Below are 17923 nucleotides of genomic sequence, written 5' to 3'. Positions count from 1 at the left end.
AAGAGGGGATCCATGGATAAGTTTTTTGCCGCACCGTTGCGCTCCCTCCTGCTTCTCGCCGCGGTCGTCGGAGCCTTGCCGTCCTTCCGCGCCGCGGCGCAGGATGCGGCTTCGATGGAGTTGCCCTCCATGCCTCTGCACGATCCCTTCATCCTGGCCTATGCGCCGACGAAGACCTACTACCTGTACACCTCGAACGTGCCCACGCTGACCGAGACGAAGCGGGTGGGCACGATGGTCTACACAAGCAAGGACCTCAAGCACTGGACGAAGCCGAAGGTCGTCTTCGCGGTACCGGAGGGCTTCTGGGCGGAGAAGGGTGGGTGGGCTCCAGAGGTCCACGCATATCATGGCAAGTTCTACCTGCTGACAACGCTACATAACGACACGAAGACGATTGCGCAGGAGACTCCACTCGGCCACGCGACCTACATGCGTGGCACGATCATCGCCGTGGCCGACTCGCCGGAAGGGCCGTTTTCTCCGGTCAAAACCGATGGCCCAATCGCTCCAGACAACTTCATGACGCTTGATGGCACGCTTTTCGTCGATTACTCCGGCAAGCCGTGGATGGTCTATGCGCATGAGTGGCTCCAGGTTATCGATGGGACGATCGAAGCGGTTCCGTTGAAGGCCGATCTCTCGGGCTCCGATGGAAAGCCGGTCTCGCTGTTCAAGGCGTCCGACGCGCCGTGGATCAACGAGGAGGCTATGCCCACGGCGAAGGGTGCGACCTACGTCACGGACGGGCCGGAGCTGTATCGCTCGAAGGACGGCCACCTGCTGATGCTTTGGTCGAGCTACGAACACCAGACCGATGGCATTTCAGGAAGCCACTACGTGCAGACGCAGGCACGATCCGTTTCGGGCGAGTTGAAAGGTCCGTGGGTGCAGGGAGAACCGCTGGTGAAACAGGACAGCGGTCACGGCATGCTCTTCACGAGCTTTGACGGGAAGCTGATGATGGTGCTGCATCGGCCCTTCCGGCAGGCACGTGGGAAGCTCTACGAGATGCACGATGCGGGGGATCATCTCGAGGTGGTGCGGGAGCGCACGGACCTGGACGGGGATGGGCAGTAGGGGCCACCCATCCCACAGGATTACTTCTGTCCGTAGGTCGCCTTCGCGCCGTGCTTGCGGAAGTAGTGGCGATCAAGAAGCGACTGCGAGACGCCTGCTTCGGCTTGCAGCGTGACCGTGCGGTAGGCCATCTTGGCGACGTATTCGAGCACAACGGCGTTGTGGGCTGCCTCGTGTGGGGTGCGCCCCCAGGCAAACGGGGCATGGCCGGCGACGATGCAGGCGGGGACAGCGAGCGGGTCAATGGCGAAGCCGCTTGGGTCGGGGCTCATGCGTCCACCGGCGGAGGCGGCGTGGGTGGCGTCTCCGGGGACTGCGGCCTGGGACGTCGAGCCCGATGGGTTGGCACGAAACCGTCGAACGATGGCCAGACCGGTCTCGTGAACGTAGTCACCCGCAATGGCCTCATCGGTCAACGGTTCGGTGCATGGGATGGGTCCGTAGAAGTAGTCGGCGTGCGTGGTGCCAAGCGCGGGGATATCGAGGCCAGCCTGCGCCCAGCTTGTGGCGTACTCGGAGTGAGTATGGACGACCGCACCTATCGTTGGGAACTCGCGGTAGAGCAGCGTGTGCGTGTCGAGGTCGGAAGATGGACGGAGATTGCCTTCGACGATCTTGCCATTCAGGTCGGTGACAACCATGTGCTCGGGGCGCAGGTCGTCGTAGTCGACGCCTGAAGGCTTGATGACGACGAGTCCCTGCTCGCGGTCGACGCCACTGGCGTTGCCGAAGGTGTAGAGGACGAGGCCGCGGCGAACGAGTTCGAGGTTGGATTCGAGGACTTCAGCGCGGAGCGATTCGAGAAGCATGATGGTGTCCTTGGCGAGTTGCAGGTGGTTTCGGGGAAACGTTTACGGGCTACCGGCTCCTTCAGGATACTGCGTCCGTGGGATAAAGTGGGGCATGGACAATGAACGCGGCTTCGGCTTCGCGAGCGAGGCGGTTGGGGTAGAGACAATGGCAGCGGGTGGAGGAGCTTTGCCCCGGGGGTTCTTCTGGGGAGCAGTGAAGGCGGGGATCAAAGCAAGTGGGAATCCGGATCTCGCGGTCGCTCTTGCGCCACAGGGTGCGACAGCGGCGGCGATGTTTACGAGCAACCAGGTGGTGGCCGCGCCGGTGACCGTCGGGCGGAGACATCTCGCGGCAACCGGCGGGCGTGTGATGGCAGTTCTCGTCAACGCGGGCAATGCCAACTGTGCGACCGGTGAGGCGGGCATTGAAGCCTGCCAGCAAACCTGCGTGGCGGCAGCCGAGACGTTCCAATGCATCTTCGATGAGGTGTTCCCGTCGTCGACCGGGATCATTGGCGTACCGTTTCCGGCCGAAAAGGTGATTCGCGCAATGCCTGCGATGCAGGACGCGCTTGGACAGACTCCGGACCATGCCGAGGCTTTTGCGCGGGCGATCATGACGACGGATACCAGGATGAAGGTCGCGCGGGCGGTGATCGACATCGATGGAACCGAGGTGCGGATCTTTGGCGCGGCGAAGGGTGCGGGGATGATTCATCCGCAGCTTGGGGCTCCGACCATGCCCGCGCACGCCACAATGCTGGTTTATCTCTTCACCGATGTTTACGCGGAGGCATCGCAGTTACGCGAGATCATGCCTGCGGCCATTGAGGGCAGCTTCAACTCGATCTCGATCGACGGGGATACCTCGACCAACGATACGGTGCTTCTGCTGGCGAGCGGGGCGAGCGGGGTGAGGCTGACGGACCGCGTCTCCGAGGCCTTCGATAACGCGCTCAAGCTGGTCTGCGAGTCGCTCGCGCATCAGATCGTCGATGACGGAGAAGGCGTCGGGCATGTTGTGACGCTGCATATCACTGGCGCGGCAACTACGGCGGACGCGAAGCGAGTGGCGCGGGCGATCGCGCATTCTCCCCTGTGCAAGACGGCCTGGTCAAGCGCGGATCCGAACTGGGGGCGTCTGCTTGCAGCGGCTGGGTACAGTGGGGTGGCGTTTAAGCCGGAGCGGGTAACGATCTCGATAGGCGGCCTCCAGGTGTTCGCACTCGGAACGCGTTCGCCTTCCTTTGATAAGGAAGCAGCACACAAAGCCATGACTGCGCGGAAGTACACTATTGCGATCGACCTGGGCGAGGGCGAAGCCGAGTGCCGTTTCCTGACCTGCGACCTCACCGAAGAGTACGTTCGAATCAATGCGGACTACTCAACCTAGAGGGCAGATGAGCTGGAAGAGTGCATGGGTCGCGTTGCTCGTAGTTGCCATGTGCGGCTTTGCGGCCGTCGAGGTCATGGGGCGGCGTGTTCCCGAGGAGCGTATAGCCAGCGTTACCGGCATCGTTCCCGCCTCGATCGATCGCGTATGGGAGCTCGTGAGCGACACTCCACAAAATTCAAACTGGCGCACCGGCATTCACTACCTCCGGCACCTCGATCCGCAGGATGGCGAATTCTGCTGGGAGGAGCAACAGAGTGAGCTCTCCATTCCCTTCTGCATACAGGAGCAGCAGCCGCCATTCCGGCAGGTGATACGGATGACGCATGCACCTAGAGGTGAGGGGCCAAATCCGTTCCGCGGAATCTGGATCTGGGATCTGGAGCCTGATGGTCCGGCCCGAACCCGCATAACGATTACCGAACACACCAGGAAGCGGTCGCCGGTCTGGCGCTTCATCGAGCACTACGTCACGAAAGAGGATTCGCCGGTAAAACAGTACCTCAAGGACCTTCAGGCGGAATCCGTGAGGCAGCGTTGACCGACCCGCGTAGATGACGTTTTAGCCTAAGCCTTATATCGTTATAAGCGACGCTGCCCGGCAGGACCATGTGCCGGCTCACCAACGATGCGTTTTTGCGAAAACTGGAGCTGCAACGGAACCCTATGACGAAGATGGATGACGCCCAACGGCAGGACTTTACCGCACAGGTCGCGGAGTGGATTGAAGCGTTTGATGATGTAGTGGCAGAAGGGCGGGAGCTGGGGACGGAGCTTCTGGAGGCACTTCGGCAGCGTGCGCACGAAGCCGGTGTCGCCACACCCGCCGGCGTGTCGACGCCCTATAAGAACACGATCGACAAGGACGACGAAGTTCCCTACCCCGGCGACCGCGCCATGGAGCGCCGCGTCGAAAGCCTCATCCGTTGGAACGCCATGGCGATGGTCCATGGGCAGAATAAGAAGGACGCCGGTATCGGCGGCCACATCTCGACATACTCTTCGCTGGCAACGCTGCTGGAAGTCGGCTTCAACCACTTCTTTCATGCGAAGTACGGCGAGCAGCCGGGAGACTTCATCTACTTCCAGGGGCACGCCTCGCCCGGCGTTTATGCCAGGGCCTATCTTGAAGATCGCCTGACCGACGACCATCTCAAGAACTTCCGCCACGAACTCCGCGACACGCCCGGTCTCTCGAGCTATCCGCACCCGTGGCTGATGCCGGACTTCTGGCGCTTCCCCACCGTCTCGATGGGCATCGGGCCGCTAAACGCGATCTATCAGGCGCGCTTCATGAAGTATCTCGAGAATCGTGGGCTCATCGAGAAGACGGATCGCAAGGTGTGGGCGTTCGTCGGCGACGGCGAGACCGACGAAGTCGACACCCTCGGTGCCATCTCTCTCGGCGCACGCGAGAAGCTCGACAACTTGATTTTTGTCATCAACTGCAACCTGCAGCGCCTCGACGGTCCAGTCCGCGGCAATAAGCGCATCATCGATGAGCTCGAGGGCATGTTCCGCGGAGCCAAGTGGAACGTCATCAAGGTCATCTGGGGTTCGGACTGGGACGAGCTCTTCGCGAAGGACAAGAGTGGTCTTCTTCTGAAGCGCATGGAAGAATGCGTCGATGGCGACTACCAGACCTTCAAGGCAAAAGACGGCGCTTATCTTCGTGAGCACTTCTTCGGCAAATATCCCGAATTGCTGGAGCTTGTGAAGGACAAAACGGACGAGCAGCTCGGCATGCTGCATCGCGGCGGACATGATCCGGCCAAGATCTACAACGCCTATAAGCAGGCCATCGAGTTCAAAGGCGGCCCGACCGTCATCCTCGCGAAGACGGTCAAGGGCTACGGCCTCGGATCCGCGCAGGCACGCAACGCGACGCACTCCGAGAAGAAGCTTGCGGACGACGGACTCGCGGCTTTCGTCAAGCGCTTCGATATTCCAATTCCCGAGCAGGCGGCAAAAGACGGAGTTCCCTACCGCCCTTCGCAGGACGCCCCCGAGATTCAGTACATGCAGCAGAGGCGCAAGGAACTGGGCGGCTATATGCCTTCGCGTAAGGTTCCCGCGATCGATTTCAAGGCTCCGGGCATCGAGTTCTTCAAGGAGTGGCTCGGTGGTTCGGGCGGTCGGTCCGTCTCAACTACGCTTGGCTTTGTCAGTGTTCTGCGTGCGCTCTTGAAGGACACAACTGTCGGCAAACTCATCGTGCCCATCGTCCCTGACGAAGGACGCACCTTCGGGCTCGAGTCCGTCATTCGCCAGGTCGGCATCTATGCGCCGGAGGGTCAGAAGTATTCGCCGCACGACGCCGACATGCTTCTCTTCTATCGCGAAGACAAGGACGGGCAGATCCTCGAAGAAGGCATCACCGAGGCCGGTTCCATGGCTTCCTTTACCGCTGCCGGGACGGCCTATTCGAACTACGGCATCCCGACAATCCCGTTCTACATGTATTACTCGATGTTCGGCTTCCAGCGCATCGGCGACATGGCCTGGGCGTTCGCGGACTCCCGCGGCAAGGGCTTCCTGATGGGTGGCACGGCAGGCCGAACGACCATGCTTGGGGAGGGCCTGCAGCACCAGGATGGTCACAGCCTCGTGCTGTCGAGCACGATCCCGACCTGTGTCACGTACGACCCGGCCTACGCTTACGAACTTGCGGTTGTTCTGCAGAACGGCATCAAGCGCATGTACGAAGACATGGAAGACGTCTTCTACTACGTGACCATGTACAACGAGGACTACGCCATGCCCGCGATGCCGGAAGGCTGCGCCGAGGGCATCCTGAAGGGCCTTTACAAGTTCAAGGCCGCCGAAGGCGAGGCCGTGGCGCAGTTGTTCGGATCGGGTCCGATCCTGAACGAGGTGGTCAAGGCTCAGGAGATTCTCGCGACCAAGTACGGCGTGCCGACGACGGTATGGAGCGTGCCGAGCTATACCGAGGTTCGCCGCGACGCGCTTGCCATCGAGCGCTGGAACCGCTTGCATCCTGCCGAGCCCGCGCGGAAGTCCTATCTCGAGACCGTGCTCGAAGGCGCGAACGGACCAATCATCGCTGCAAGTGACTACATGAAGGTGATCCCCGATGGCCTGTCCTCCTGGCTCCCCGGACGTCTCGTGACGCTTGGCACGGATGGCTTCGGACGCAGCGACAACCGCGAGCATCTCCGCAGCCACTTTGAGGTGAATGCCGCTTCGATCGTGGGAGCGACACTTTCGAAGCTCGCACGCGACGGCAAGTTCGACGGCGGCAAGGCACAGGAAGCCCTGTCTGAGCTTGGCGTGAATATTGAAGCAGGCGACCCGGCGCGGGCCTAGAGCTTGGCGGTGGGCGCCATGACACAGCGCCCGCCTTTTCCTCAGATCAGGGTGGCGAAGCATGGCAGTAGACAAGACTGTGGGGACGACTCCAGAAGAGCACCCCCTGATGAGCAACAAGACCCTGCGTGCCATGTACTCGCGCATGGTCAAGGTGCGCGCAATGCTCGGTTCGACGCGTCGGAAAAAACCAGGCATGGATGATGTTGCCTGCTGGGTGAGTACGCTTGCCGGTACCAACGAAGAAGATGTGGTCTTCGGATGCAGAGAAGACCAGGCACTCGCCATAGCCCGGGGGCTCTCGCAGGTCACCAGGAAGGACACGATCATCCAGGGTGGCGTAGAGCGGCTTTACGCGGCCATCGGTGCGGCCAGGACGCTGCGAGGATCACGTCTCGCGGTTGGGTTCTTCGAGCGGCACGAGGTGGAAAAGAGTGGATGGGTGGAAGCACTCCGGTATGCGGTGGAACTTCCCCTGATCGTTGTCGTTCTGCCGCGCTGGAAAGGCCGTGAGAACGAAGGCGATCTGTGCCGGGAGGCACGCGATGCGGGAGTTCCCGGGATCCCTGTCGATGGCCAGGATGCGGTCGCGCTTTACCGCGTAGCGCAAGAGTCGATCGGACGCGCGCGGGCGCATGGCGGCGCGGCCCTTATCGAGGGCGTGCGCTTCCGGCTCTCGAAGGGTGCTGATAAAAGTGCCGTGGCGTCGACTGCAGTTGAAGAGCTTGGAAAATACCTGCTGCGACGCGGTGTCGCGAAGCAGAGCTGGATGAACAGCATCGCATCCTGATCTTTGGCGTAGCGGATTAGAATCCGGACGTTCGAGCGACGGGCGAGAGGGTACACTGTCCGGGAACCCCAAGGCTCAATCGGCGAGGTATACGTGCGTAAGCGATTTTTTCTTTTACCGGCCAGTATCGCGGCCTTCGGTCTGCAGGGCGCGCTAGCCCAGACCACGCCTGCTCCGGCGCCGGTAACAACGATACCCGCCCCGACCAGCCAGCCAGCAGACGATGCTCCATCTCGGAATGCGTATGGCGGCCAGACGGCGCCGGCATCAACAGTGCCAGCTCCGAATCAAAGCGCTTCCCCGGTCGTGATTCCTCCACCGTCCGGAACTCCGCCGGCCTACTCCGCCTACGAGCCGTATGGCAAGCCCGGGGAGGAGAGAAAAAAGGATCACGATGGTTCGGCTTACATCTCCCTTGATAGCTGGGTCTACCCGGAGCTCTCGCGGCTTTACTCGCTGGGATATCTCAACACGATGTTCCTGGCCATGCGTCCTTATACGAGGCGCAGCGTCCTGCACATGCTGGAGGACTCGCAACAGGCGATCCTGAACAGCAAGGACGACCAGGCGCAGGATATCCTCGCCCGACTTCTGCGGGAGTTACAGGCGGAGAAACCGGCCGGACCGAGCAACCGGGCGCTCGTCTATGGAGTTCATCAAGTCTACGATCGCGGCATGTACATCACCGGCGATCCGTTGCGCGATAGCTATCATCTTGGTCAAACGATCGTGAATGATTATGGCCGGCCCTACCAGAAGGGCTTTAACAACATTCTTGGCGGCTCTTATCTTGCAGAGCTAGGACGTTTCTCGTTCTATGCTCGCGCGGAGTACCAGCACGCCCCCTCGGCAGCAGGCTATACCGATACGCTGGCTGATGCCCTGTCGATTCTGGATCAGATCGATCCAAGCGGGCCGAACCACAACCAGGCCACTATTCCGCGTGGGCCCATCGATGCGCAGAATCCCTTCCGCATCGTCGAAGGTTCGCTCTCGTTTCATGTCGCGGGACACGAGATCTCGGGTGGCAAGAATGACGCCTGGCTTGGCCCGGCACAGGGCGGCGCGATGGCCTGGTCGAACAATGCCGAGAACATCTATTCGTTTCGCATCAACCGGGTCGAGCCGCTGAATGTCCCTCTCCTCTCCCGTCTCGTTGGACCGTTGCGATACGACTTCTTCTACGGCAGCCTGAAAGGCCACACCTCGCCCAACCATCCGTACACCCACTCGGAGATGTTCTCCTTCCGGCCCACATCAAACTTCGAGTTCGGCTTCCAGCGCACGATTATCTTCGGTGGCGCGGGACACTCACCGGTGACCGTCGCGAAGTTCTTCAAGAGCTTCTTCAGCACGGCCGATACAACCGTGGATCTCAAGTACTCGCGCGATGATCCGGGCGCGAGGTTCACCGCGTTCAATGCCTCGTATCGTCTCCCCTTCGTTCGCAAGTATGCGACGTTCTACGTGGACTCCATCGCTCACGATGACGTGACGCCAATCAGCGCACCACGTCGCGCGAGCTACCGTACTGGAATTTACCTGTCGCAGATTCCGCACTTCAACAAATGGGATCTGCGTGTTGAAGCGGTTTCGACCGATCCTGGTGTCTCCAGAAGTTTCGGCGGACAATTCAACTACTTCGAGACGATTCAGAAGCAGGGTTACACGAACAAAGGATTCATTATGGGCGACTGGATCGGGCGCGAGGCCAAGGGCGGGCAGGCCTGGCTCACTTACCATGCGTCACCCACTGAGCGGTACGAATTAGAGTACCTGGACAAGAAGAACGCCAAGGACTTCATCAGCCAGGGTACGACGCAGGGGTCGCTGAAGTTCACCTTCGTCAAGCGCTTTGCGAGGGACTACGAACTGAACTACTGGGTGCAGTACGAACGCTGGAAGGCCCCGATCTATCTTCCCGCCCAGCGCAACGATACGACCATCGCGGTTCAACTCAACTACTACCCCAAGCTGCATTCATGGTCGCGGTAGACAATGCACAACGGGCCGGCGATCACGAAGGATCGCCGGCCCGTTGCAGATGCATCTGCTAAACAGCCTGGGGTGTGTTGACACATGCCTGGAAGTAGGACAACGACCGCTCCAGTCCTTCACGCAGCTTGACCTTCGGCTCCCAGCCAAGAAGTGTGCGTGCGCGGGTGATGTCCGGCCGGCGACGGGTAGGATCATCCTGCGGCAAAGGTTTGAAGATGATCTTCGAGGTTGATCCCGTGAGATCGAGAATTTCCTTCGCGCACTCGAGAATGGTCCATTCGACAGGGTTGCCGATATTCACCGGCATGTGCTCCTCGGAACGCGAAAGCAGCACGATCCCACTGATCAGATCCGACGCAAAGCAGAAGCTGCGCGTCTGCGATCCGTCACCATAGATCGTCAGAGGCTCACCCTTGAGGGCCTGGATCATGAGATTCGAGATAACGCGCCCATCGTTGGCCTGTAGACGCGGTCCGTAGGTGTTGAAGATCCGAACGAGGTGGGTGTTCACCCCGTGATAGCGATGATAGGCCACGACCGCGGCCTCGGAGAACCGTTTTGCTTCGTCATACACCGAACGCGGTCCGATCGGGTTGACGTTGCCCCAATAGGTCTCAACCTGCGGATGCACCTCCGGATCGCCGTAGCACTCCGAGGTGGAGGCATGCAGATAGCCCGCACCATACTTCTTCGCCAATTCCAGCGTATTGATCGTCCCAGCCGATCCGACCAGGAGCGTCTCGATGCCAAGACGCGTGTAATCGACCGGGCTCGCAGGGGAGGCAAAGTTGAAAATGTAGTCCACTGGTCCTACGTCAAAGGGTTGGCAGATGTCTGCCTCGACAAAGCGGAAGCGGGGATTGCCCGCCAGGTGTGCGAGATTGGCGTGACTGCCGGTCGAAAGGTTATCGACGCCGACGATGCTATGCCCATCGGCGAGCAGGTGATCACACAGGTGCGATCCGAGAAATCCGGCCGCTCCTGTAACAAGAATTGTCTGTACGGTCTGAGCGCTCAATAGGTGTCCTCGCACAAGTAGTTGGAAGGTGAGAAGCTTCGCACCTGCGCTGTGGGCCAGCGCAGGTGCGAAGTGATTGAGATCAACCGATCAGGCGTGTTCGCGCGGCGGATTCGCTGTCGGACGACCAACGCTGATGTACGTCATTCCATGCTCCACCATCGCGTGCGGATCATAAAGATTTCGCCCGTCGATGACGATCGGGTAGCGCAGCGCGGTGTTGAGACGCTTCAGATCGAGCTTGGCGAACTCCGCCCAGTCGGTCAGGATCAAAAGAGCGTCCGCGTCGTCAGCCGCCGCATACGATGACTCGACGTACTCGAGGTTGGGGCCGGCGGGCAGACGTTCCGCCGTCCGTTCCATCGCAGCCGGATCGAAGGCCTTTACCGAACAGCCTTCCGCGAGCAGCATCTCCACCAGCTCGATCGCCGGTGATTCGCGGATATCGTCCGTCTCTCCCTTAAAGGAGAGTCCAAGAACGCCGAGCTTCTTTCCGCGCAATGTCCAGAGAGCGGTGCGCACCTTGTTGAGGAAGCGCTTCTTCTGCTGGCCGTTGATCTTCTCCACTTCGGAGAGGAGGCTGAAGTCAACACCGAGTTGATCGGCTACCGACCGGAACGCGGCGACGTCCTTGGGGAAGCAGGATCCGCCATAACCGATACCCGGCCGTAGAAAGCGCGGCCCGATGCGGGCATCGAGCCCCATGCCGATCGCAACCTGCTCCACGTTGGCGTCGGTCGCTTCGCAGAGGTTGGAAACTGCGTTGATGAACGAGATCTTCACCGCCAGGAAAGCGTTCGAGGCATGCTTGATGATCTCGGCGCTCTTGGTGGAAGTGTTGAGCAGCGGAGGCGCGGCATTCACGCCACACGGCCCGGGGATCGCGTCCTCTTTGGTGTAGTACTCGCCGCTGGTGAGCGGAGCGTAGATCTCGCGGAGCACGGCCGCCGCGCGATCACTGTCCGCGCCGACTACGATGCGGTCGGGATGAAGGAAGTCCGATACTGCGGTTCCTTCGCGAAGGAACTCCGGGTTTGAGACGACATCAAACATGTCCCGTGCTACGCCATTGCGCTCGATCGCCCTGCGGATCCACTCGTTCGTGTACACCGGAACGGTGCTCTTCTCAACAATGACCTTGTACGACGTGATGGAGCGCGCGATCTCGCACGCAACCGCCTCAACGTACGAGAGGTCAGCGTCACCAGTCTCGCTCTGGGGAGTGCCGACGGCAATAAAGATCGCCTCGCACTCTCGTGTGGCTTCGGCAAGGTCCGTCATAAAGCGAACCTTGGTATTCCGATAGCGCTGCAGCAACTCGGGGAGATAGATCTCGTGAATGAGGGTGTCGCCTCCCTGTAGGGCAGAGACCTTCCGCTCATCGTTATCGACACAGATGACATTGTGGCCCATCTCAGCGAAGCAGACAGCGGCTACAAGACCAACATAGCCAGAACCGACGACAGCGATTTGAGTTTGTTTTGGCATAGCTTTATGGGTACTCAGTCCTTTTGGTTGGAGGTTTGAGTTGATTCTAGAGTATTTTGTTCCATTTCCAATGCGCGGATATGAATTGCTTCGCACAACGTCATATGTGTTCACGACAACGGCCCCTCGGGTTAGACTGGGAGTAATGGCCCCAAGAATGGCAGACGACGGTCCCGGCACGGGTACACCCCATGCTCCGCTGGGGGGTTTATCCACATCCGGCTCCGAAACAACTCTTGCCGAGGCTCTTACCACCCTCCGAAAACGAAAATGGGTCCTTATCCTGGCCGTCCTCATCGGCTTCGCGTACGGCTACTGGAAGGCGTCCTCTCAGCCCCGCCTGTTTGAAGCCTACGCCCGCATCCAGGTGCGCAGCGGCTCCTCCAACGAATACAAGGTGAGCGCCAGCACCGGAATCTCCGATCCGCAGACAAAGATGATGACGGAGATCGCCATCCTGCAAAGCGACACGTTGATGTTGACCGTCGCGCGCGAGATGAATCTAGCGAACAATCCTGAGTTTCTCGGCGTAAAGGGCAAGGTTCCGCACGCTTCACTTGACGATCCTGGCGTTCGTCAGGGCACGATCCATCGCCTGCAAAGCAGCCTTCGCATCCAGCTCGTCCCCAAGACCGAGATTATGCGGATCAGCTACAGCAGCCTCAGTCCAAAGCTGTCGGCAGACATCGTCAACAAGGTTGTATCGGACTACATCCAAAGGAGCTACGAGACCAGGTTCGCTTCGACCCAGCGTGTATCGCAGTGGCTTTCCGGCCAGTTGGACGATCTGAAAGCGCAAGTCGAGCTCTCTCAGGAACAGATGATGGACCTGCAGAAACGGCTCGGCGTGCTCGGCTTCGATCCAAAAGATAACCAGATTTCGTCGTCGCTCGAAGATCTGTCGAAGGCTTCGGGAACCGCCAAGATCGCCCGCATCGTCGCGGAGTCCCGTTACCGCATGTTGAGCGGCATGGACCCGGACTCGATCGACAACTCGATCGAGACGACGCCAGGAACCGCTCCAGGCGAGTTCTCCGCCCTGCGCGGCCAGGTCGCCTTTGCCAGGTCAAACCTCGCCCAGTTACTGACGACGTATGGAGCCAATCATCCCCTCGTCAAAGCCCAGTCGAACGAACTCGCCGAGCTGGAAAAGCAACTCAAAGCCGAACAGGAACGCCTTCTCACTCAGGCGAGAGAAAATTTCAACGCAGCCAAAGCCAACGAAGAGCAGACAACCGCGGCGCTCGAGAAGCAGAAGGCCGACGCCTACAAAATGCGCGACGACCTGATCGAATACACGATCAAGCAGCGTGAGTTCGAATCGAGCCGCACCTTATATGAGGGCCTGCTCGAGCGCCTTCGGACCGCCGGCGTTCAGGCCGGGCTCGAGTCGCTTGAGATCGATGTGGTCGACCAGGCGCTCCTGCCCGCCTATCCGACGCTGCAACCTTACTCGAGCATCATCACCACGAACGTTCTCTTCGCTTTGATTGTCGGCATCGTTGTGGCATTCGTGCTCGACAGTCTCGATACCGGTCTGCGCAGCATCGCCGAGATCGAGAGCGTCATCGAACTGCCCTCGCTGGCCGTTATTCCCAAAGCCCGCCGCACCGCCGCCGATCAAGCCGCAAACCTGTCCGTGGCCCAGCGCAACATCAGCGTCCTGACGCAGCCCAAGTCTCAATTCGCCGAGTCATTCCGTTCGCTGCGGACCTCGCTTCTGCTTTCAACCACGGGACAACCACCGAAGTTTATCCTCTTTACCAGTTCCACCCCCTCCGAAGGCAAAACCACCACGGCCTGCAACCTTGCCTGCATTCTGGCCCAGGGCGATGTGCGCGTTCTCCTGATCGACGCCGACCTCCGCCGCCCGAATGTTCATCACCGTTTCGGCCTCTCTGGCAAAGTGGGACTCTCAACCGTCCTCTCGGGTGGCTCAACCCTCGAGGATTCGCTGCAGCACGTCACGGAAGTTCCGAACCTCGACATCCTGGCAAGTGGACCGGTACCTCCCTTCCCGACCGAGATGCTCAGCTCCGGCGCGATGACCCAGCTGCTGGAACGCTGCGGCAACCTGTATACCCACGTCGTGGTTGACTCGCCACCAGTCCTGTCCGTGACCGACGGCGTGATCCTCGCGCGCCTCGCGGATGCGGTCGTTCTTGTCGTTCGTCACGGCAAATCCAGCAGGCAGATCGTTCGCCGGGCCCGCGACCTTCTCATCCGCTCGGGCGCTCCGATCGCTGGACTTGTCCTCAACGCGGTCGATCTCAATTCTCCGGAGTATTACGGGTACTACGGATATCAGGGCTACTCCTATTCCGGGGTCGACTCGGATAGTTGGCAGACGAAGCCGCCAACCGGGGAAAAGAGCCAGGCAGAGAAGATCGAAAAGGAAGAGAAGAGGGAGGTACGATGAGTCAACGTCAGACGACGAGCCACAATCGCATCGTCTCCCTGCTTTGTCGGATGATCCCGCTTTGGTTGTCGCCAGTGACGGCCCTCCTCATGCTTGGGCTGATCTCGACGGGAGTGGCTCTTGCACAGGGTTCGAACGGGGGAAACACGGTGAACCCTTACACCGTCACGGCTCCAGGCGTCAACGGCCAGACGCCAAATGGGATGATTCAAGGCATCCAGAATCCAATGGCACCAGGTGTTCAGGGCCCGCAGGCGTCGCAGCCGCAGGGCGGCCCGGGGTCCGGTGCGGCAGTCTTCTATCCCGACCCCAAGGAGTATGTTCTTTCCGCGGGTGACCTTATCAACGTCAGGCTCTTCGCTTCGGCCGACTATTTCGAGACGGTACGACTCAGCAAGGATGGCACGGTTACCCTTCCGCTGATCGGGCAGCTAAAGCTTTCAGACCTGACAATCGTGAACGCGGAACTTCTGATTGCAGGCAGGCTGAGGGAAGCTCAGATGTATCAGAACCCTGAGATCATCATCACGCTGGCGGAGCCCCAGACCCAGCAGATCATCACGCTGGCCGGAGAGCTTCACGCCGTGGTGCCCCTGACGTCCAAACCGCACACCCTCTTCGAAGTGATCTCGAGCCAGGGAGGAATTCCACCAACGGCTGGCCGTACAGTCACCATCATTCGGCCTGGGGTCGAGCAGCCAATCCTGATCGATCTCGGAAACACGCCGCAGGAGATGGCCAAGGCGGATGTGCCGGTCTACCCGCACGACACAATCTATATCGGCAGGTCAGGCGTCATTTATGTCGTGGGCGCCTTCAAAACGACTGGCCTTATACCGCTGGCCAATGGGCCAATGACGCTCATGCAGGTTGCGGCAGTCAGCGGAGGACCCGTTTTTAACGGGAAATACAACGATCTTCGCATCGTTCGAACAACCGGGACAGAGCGGACCGAGGTCAAGGTAGACATCAAGAAGGTGCTTTATGGCAAGGCACCGGATCCGATTCTGCAGGCTGGCGACATCGTCTTCCTGCCGACCTCCGCGATGAAAACCGTCCTCAGTGCGGGTGGGGTCGGAACACTCTTCAGTCTCATCTCTCTTCTGCTCATCGCGGTGCGCTGAAGGCGGTCGCACTGAAAGCCACGACACAACCGGCACGCCAGGGAAGCCAGACAGGAGCCGGACGCGCATTGCGTCTGGCCTATCTCGTAAGTCACCCCATCCAGTATCAGGCGCCTCTTCTGCGGCGCATTGCACAGGAACCGGATATCGACCTGACCGTCTTCTTCGGCTCCGGCTTCTCCGTCCGCAACTACCAGGACGAGGGCTTTGGAGTAGACATTCAGTGGGATATTCCGCTGCTCGAGGGATATCGATATGAGTTTCTTCCCTCGATACACGACACCGGACGGCCGACAGTCTTCAGCCCCTTGAGCTACGGCCTCTTTACCCGCCTTCGACGGGGGAACTTCGACGTTCTCTGGGTCCACGGGTATGCAACCGCGAACGCACTCCACGGCATGATCGCCGCCCGCGCGCTTGGCATTCCGGTGTTGTTGCGCGCTGAATCGTGGCTTCGCGACCGGACACGTTCCCGTTGGAAGCTCGCCGCCAAACGGGGCTTCTTCGCTTTGCTTCGACCCTTCGTCTCTGGCGTCATGCCGATAGGATCGCTGAACGATGCGTACTGGAGCCGCTATCTCGGCGACGAAATCCCGCGGATTCGAATGCCCTACGCTGTCGACAACCGCTTTTTCCAGGAGCGCTCCGCTGCGGCTTCGTTGCGGCGTAGCGATCTTCAAGCGGAGCTTGGGCTCGATCCAAAGCGGCCTGTCATCCTCTTCGCCTCTAAGCTGCAGGAGCGGAAGAACTGCGCGGACCTGATTGCGGCCTACGCACGGCTACAGGCGCTCGCTCCGCTTCCCTACCTTGTCATTGTTGGCGACGGGGAGCAGCGTTTGACGCTTGAGAAGCAGGCACAATCGACAGGTTCCGATAGTATTCGGTTCTGCGGATTTAGAAATCAGTCGGAGTTGCCGCGCTTCTTCGATCTTGCGAGCGTCTTCGTGCTTCCGTCCCGGCATGAACCGTGGGGGCTTATCGTCAACGAGGTCATGAACGCTGGACGCGCTGTCGTCCTTTCAAGCGACGCGGGTTGTCAACCCGATCTCGTCACGGACGGCGTTGAAGGGTGTGTCTTCCCGGCCGGTGATGTGGACGCGCTCGTAAATGCCTTGCTTCGAGTGCTCGCCGTCCCTGGGGCGGTTGCCAGGATGGGAGAAAACGCAAGGGCTCGAATTGACAAGTGGAGCTTTGAAGAAGATGTTTTAGGCTTGCGGAAAGCTATCGCTCACATTACCCATAAAAGCACGCATCCATGAGTCTTATGCAGCCCGACACCGTCCATAGCAGCAAGGCCAGTCCCATGCGCATCCTGCACGTCATCGGAACCCTCAATCCGGCAGCGGGTGGACCGACCGAATCGGTGCGAATGCTGCTGGGGTACCGGGATCTCGGTTACGAGGGCGAGGTCGTGACTCTTGATGATCCCGGGGCACCCTTCCTGCAAGATCTGCCGTTTCGCGTCCATGCGCTCGGTCCGCAAACCTCGGTCTACGGCTTCAATCGAAAATTGCTTCCCTGGCTTCGCGAGAACCGAGATCGCTTCGATGGCGTCGTCGTCAACGGCCTATGGCAATACACTGGCCTCGCTACACTGTGGACGATCAAGGGACACAGGCCTTACATGGTCTTCACCCACGGTATGCTCGACCCTTATTTCAAGCATCGGTACCCCCTGAAGCACATCAAGAAGTGGCTCTACTGGGTGCCCGCCGAATACTGGATCCTTCGGGGCGCTTACCGGGTCCTCTTCACCTGCAAGGCGGAAAGCGAGCTTGCGAAGCAGAGCTTCTGGTTGCACAGCTGGAAGCCCTATGTCGTGCCCTACGGAGCTCAAGGATCCACCGGCGATCGTGATCAGATGGTCGAGAGTTTTTTTGAGGTCTGCCCCGGAGTTCGGCATAAGCGCTACCTTCTCTTCCTGGGAAGAATCGACAGGAAAAAGGGCTGCGATCTACTGATCGAAGCCTTCGCGGCTACAGCACTACTCGACCCCGGCCTTCATCTTGTCATGGCTGGTCCGGATGCACGCAACTGGCGTCCGAAGCTTGTAGAACGCGCTGTCAAGTCGGGTTGCGCCGACAGGATTCATTGGCCCGGCATCGTCCTTGGAGACGTCAAGTGGGGCGCGTTCTACGGCTCCGAGGCGTTCATCCTTCCCTCGCACCAGGAGAACTTCGGGATCGCCGTCGCTGAGGCGCTATCCTGCGGCAAGCCCACTCTTCTCTCCGACAAGGTCAACATTGCGCCGGAGATCAGCCTTGAAGGTGCGGGCTACATGGAACCGGACACCGTCGCGGGAACGGAAGCCCTCCTGCGGCGCTGGATACAAACCACGTCCGAGGAACGCAGGGAGATGTCCGACAACGCCCTTGCCATCTTCCGCTCGCGCTACGACATGCGCGAAAACGCCAAGGCCATCATGCGCCTCTTCGAGTTGGCTGCGATTCATGCCGGCGAGTTGCCCGCACTGGCTACGGATATGAGGTAGCTCG

General features: G+C 60.0%; 13 protein-coding genes. 10 read left to right on the top strand and 3 right to left on the bottom strand.

Annotation, left to right across the window (positions count from 1 at the left end):
- The first annotated feature begins 12 nt into the window (after window positions 1–12).
- Window positions 13–1080, top strand: coding sequence for a glycoside hydrolase family 43 protein (locus GRAN_RS13610; protein WP_128913561.1), 1068 nt, complete (start codon window positions 13–15; stop codon window positions 1078–1080).
- Between the two features lie 20 nt (window positions 1081–1100).
- Here GRAN_RS13610 and GRAN_RS13605 read toward each other — a convergent pair whose 3' ends face one another.
- Entirely contained in the window at window positions 1101–1889 is a 789-nt protein-coding gene (locus tag GRAN_RS13605) for an L-ribulose-5-phosphate 4-epimerase (protein WP_128913560.1), read from the bottom strand.
- A gap of 94 nt (window positions 1890–1983) precedes the next feature.
- Here GRAN_RS13605 and argJ point away from each other — a divergent pair, with 94 nt between their 5' ends.
- The 5 genes from argJ (at window position 1984) to GRAN_RS13580 (ending at window position 9376) form a co-directional block, all read left to right on the top strand.
- Window positions 1984–3264 (top strand): bifunctional glutamate N-acetyltransferase/amino-acid acetyltransferase ArgJ, encoded by a 1281-nt coding sequence (argJ, locus tag GRAN_RS13600; RefSeq protein WP_338323437.1) that lies wholly within the window; start codon window positions 1984–1986, stop codon window positions 3262–3264.
- 7 nt (window positions 3265–3271) lie between these two features.
- A complete protein-coding gene (locus GRAN_RS13595) occupies window positions 3272–3805 on the top strand; it encodes an SRPBCC family protein (RefSeq protein ID WP_161570970.1) in 534 nt (177 codons plus the stop codon).
- Window positions 3806–3930: 125 nt separating this feature from the next.
- Complete coding sequence (aceE, locus tag GRAN_RS13590) at window positions 3931–6591, top strand: pyruvate dehydrogenase (acetyl-transferring), homodimeric type (protein WP_128913558.1); 2661 nt, start codon at window positions 3931–3933, stop codon at window positions 6589–6591.
- A gap of 61 nt (window positions 6592–6652) precedes the next feature.
- Window positions 6653–7381 carry a thiamine pyrophosphate-dependent enzyme gene (locus GRAN_RS13585; protein ID WP_128913557.1) on the top strand — a complete coding sequence of 243 codons (729 nt, stop codon included), beginning with the start codon at window positions 6653–6655 and terminating at the stop codon, window positions 7379–7381.
- 93 nt (window positions 7382–7474) lie between these two features.
- Entirely contained in the window at window positions 7475–9376 is a 1902-nt protein-coding gene (locus tag GRAN_RS13580) for a capsule assembly Wzi family protein (protein ID WP_128913556.1), read from the top strand.
- 58 nt (window positions 9377–9434) lie between these two features.
- Here the strand turns inward: GRAN_RS13580 and GRAN_RS13575 are convergent, their stop codons facing one another.
- Together GRAN_RS13575 and GRAN_RS13570 are read right to left on the bottom strand one after the other, a co-directional pair.
- Window positions 9435–10397 carry a UDP-glucuronic acid decarboxylase family protein gene (locus GRAN_RS13575; RefSeq protein WP_128913555.1) on the bottom strand — a complete coding sequence of 321 codons (963 nt, stop codon included), beginning with the start codon at window positions 10395–10397 and terminating at the stop codon, window positions 9435–9437.
- 90 nt (window positions 10398–10487) lie between these two features.
- Complete coding sequence (locus GRAN_RS13570) at window positions 10488–11885, bottom strand: UDP-glucose dehydrogenase family protein (protein WP_128913554.1); 1398 nt, start codon at window positions 11883–11885, stop codon at window positions 10488–10490.
- A 157-nt stretch (window positions 11886–12042) separates the two neighbouring features.
- Here GRAN_RS13570 and GRAN_RS13565 point away from each other — a divergent pair, with 157 nt between their 5' ends.
- The 4 genes from GRAN_RS13565 to GRAN_RS13550 all read left to right on the top strand — a co-directional run bounded on the left by GRAN_RS13565 (window position 12043) and on the right by GRAN_RS13550 (window position 17919).
- Window positions 12043–14304, top strand: coding sequence for a GumC family protein (locus tag GRAN_RS13565; protein ID WP_128913553.1), 2262 nt, complete (start codon window positions 12043–12045; stop codon window positions 14302–14304).
- Window positions 14301–15428: a polysaccharide biosynthesis/export family protein gene (locus tag GRAN_RS13560; RefSeq protein WP_128913552.1), complete on the top strand. Its 1128-nt coding sequence runs from the start codon at window positions 14301–14303 to the stop codon at window positions 15426–15428. The genes GRAN_RS13565 and GRAN_RS13560 overlap by 4 nt, the downstream gene beginning before the upstream one ends.
- A gap of 68 nt (window positions 15429–15496) precedes the next feature.
- The gene (locus tag GRAN_RS13555) at window positions 15497–16687 is read left to right on the top strand and encodes a glycosyltransferase family 4 protein (protein WP_241654572.1); all 1191 of its coding nucleotides are present in this window, start codon (window positions 15497–15499) and stop codon (window positions 16685–16687) included.
- Window positions 16684–17919, top strand: a complete 1236-nt coding sequence (locus tag GRAN_RS13550; RefSeq protein WP_241654570.1) for a glycosyltransferase — start codon at window positions 16684–16686, stop codon at window positions 17917–17919. Before GRAN_RS13555 ends, GRAN_RS13550 begins: the two co-directional genes overlap by 4 nt.
- Window positions 17920–17923 lie beyond the last annotated feature (4 nt).

Source organism: Granulicella sibirica (assembly GCF_004115155.1).
Classification (GTDB): Bacteria; Acidobacteriota; Terriglobia; order Terriglobales; family Acidobacteriaceae; genus Edaphobacter; species Edaphobacter sibiricus.
Note: the sequence above shows the minus strand (reverse complement) of the source record. Positions and strands in the feature narration are given on the sequence as shown.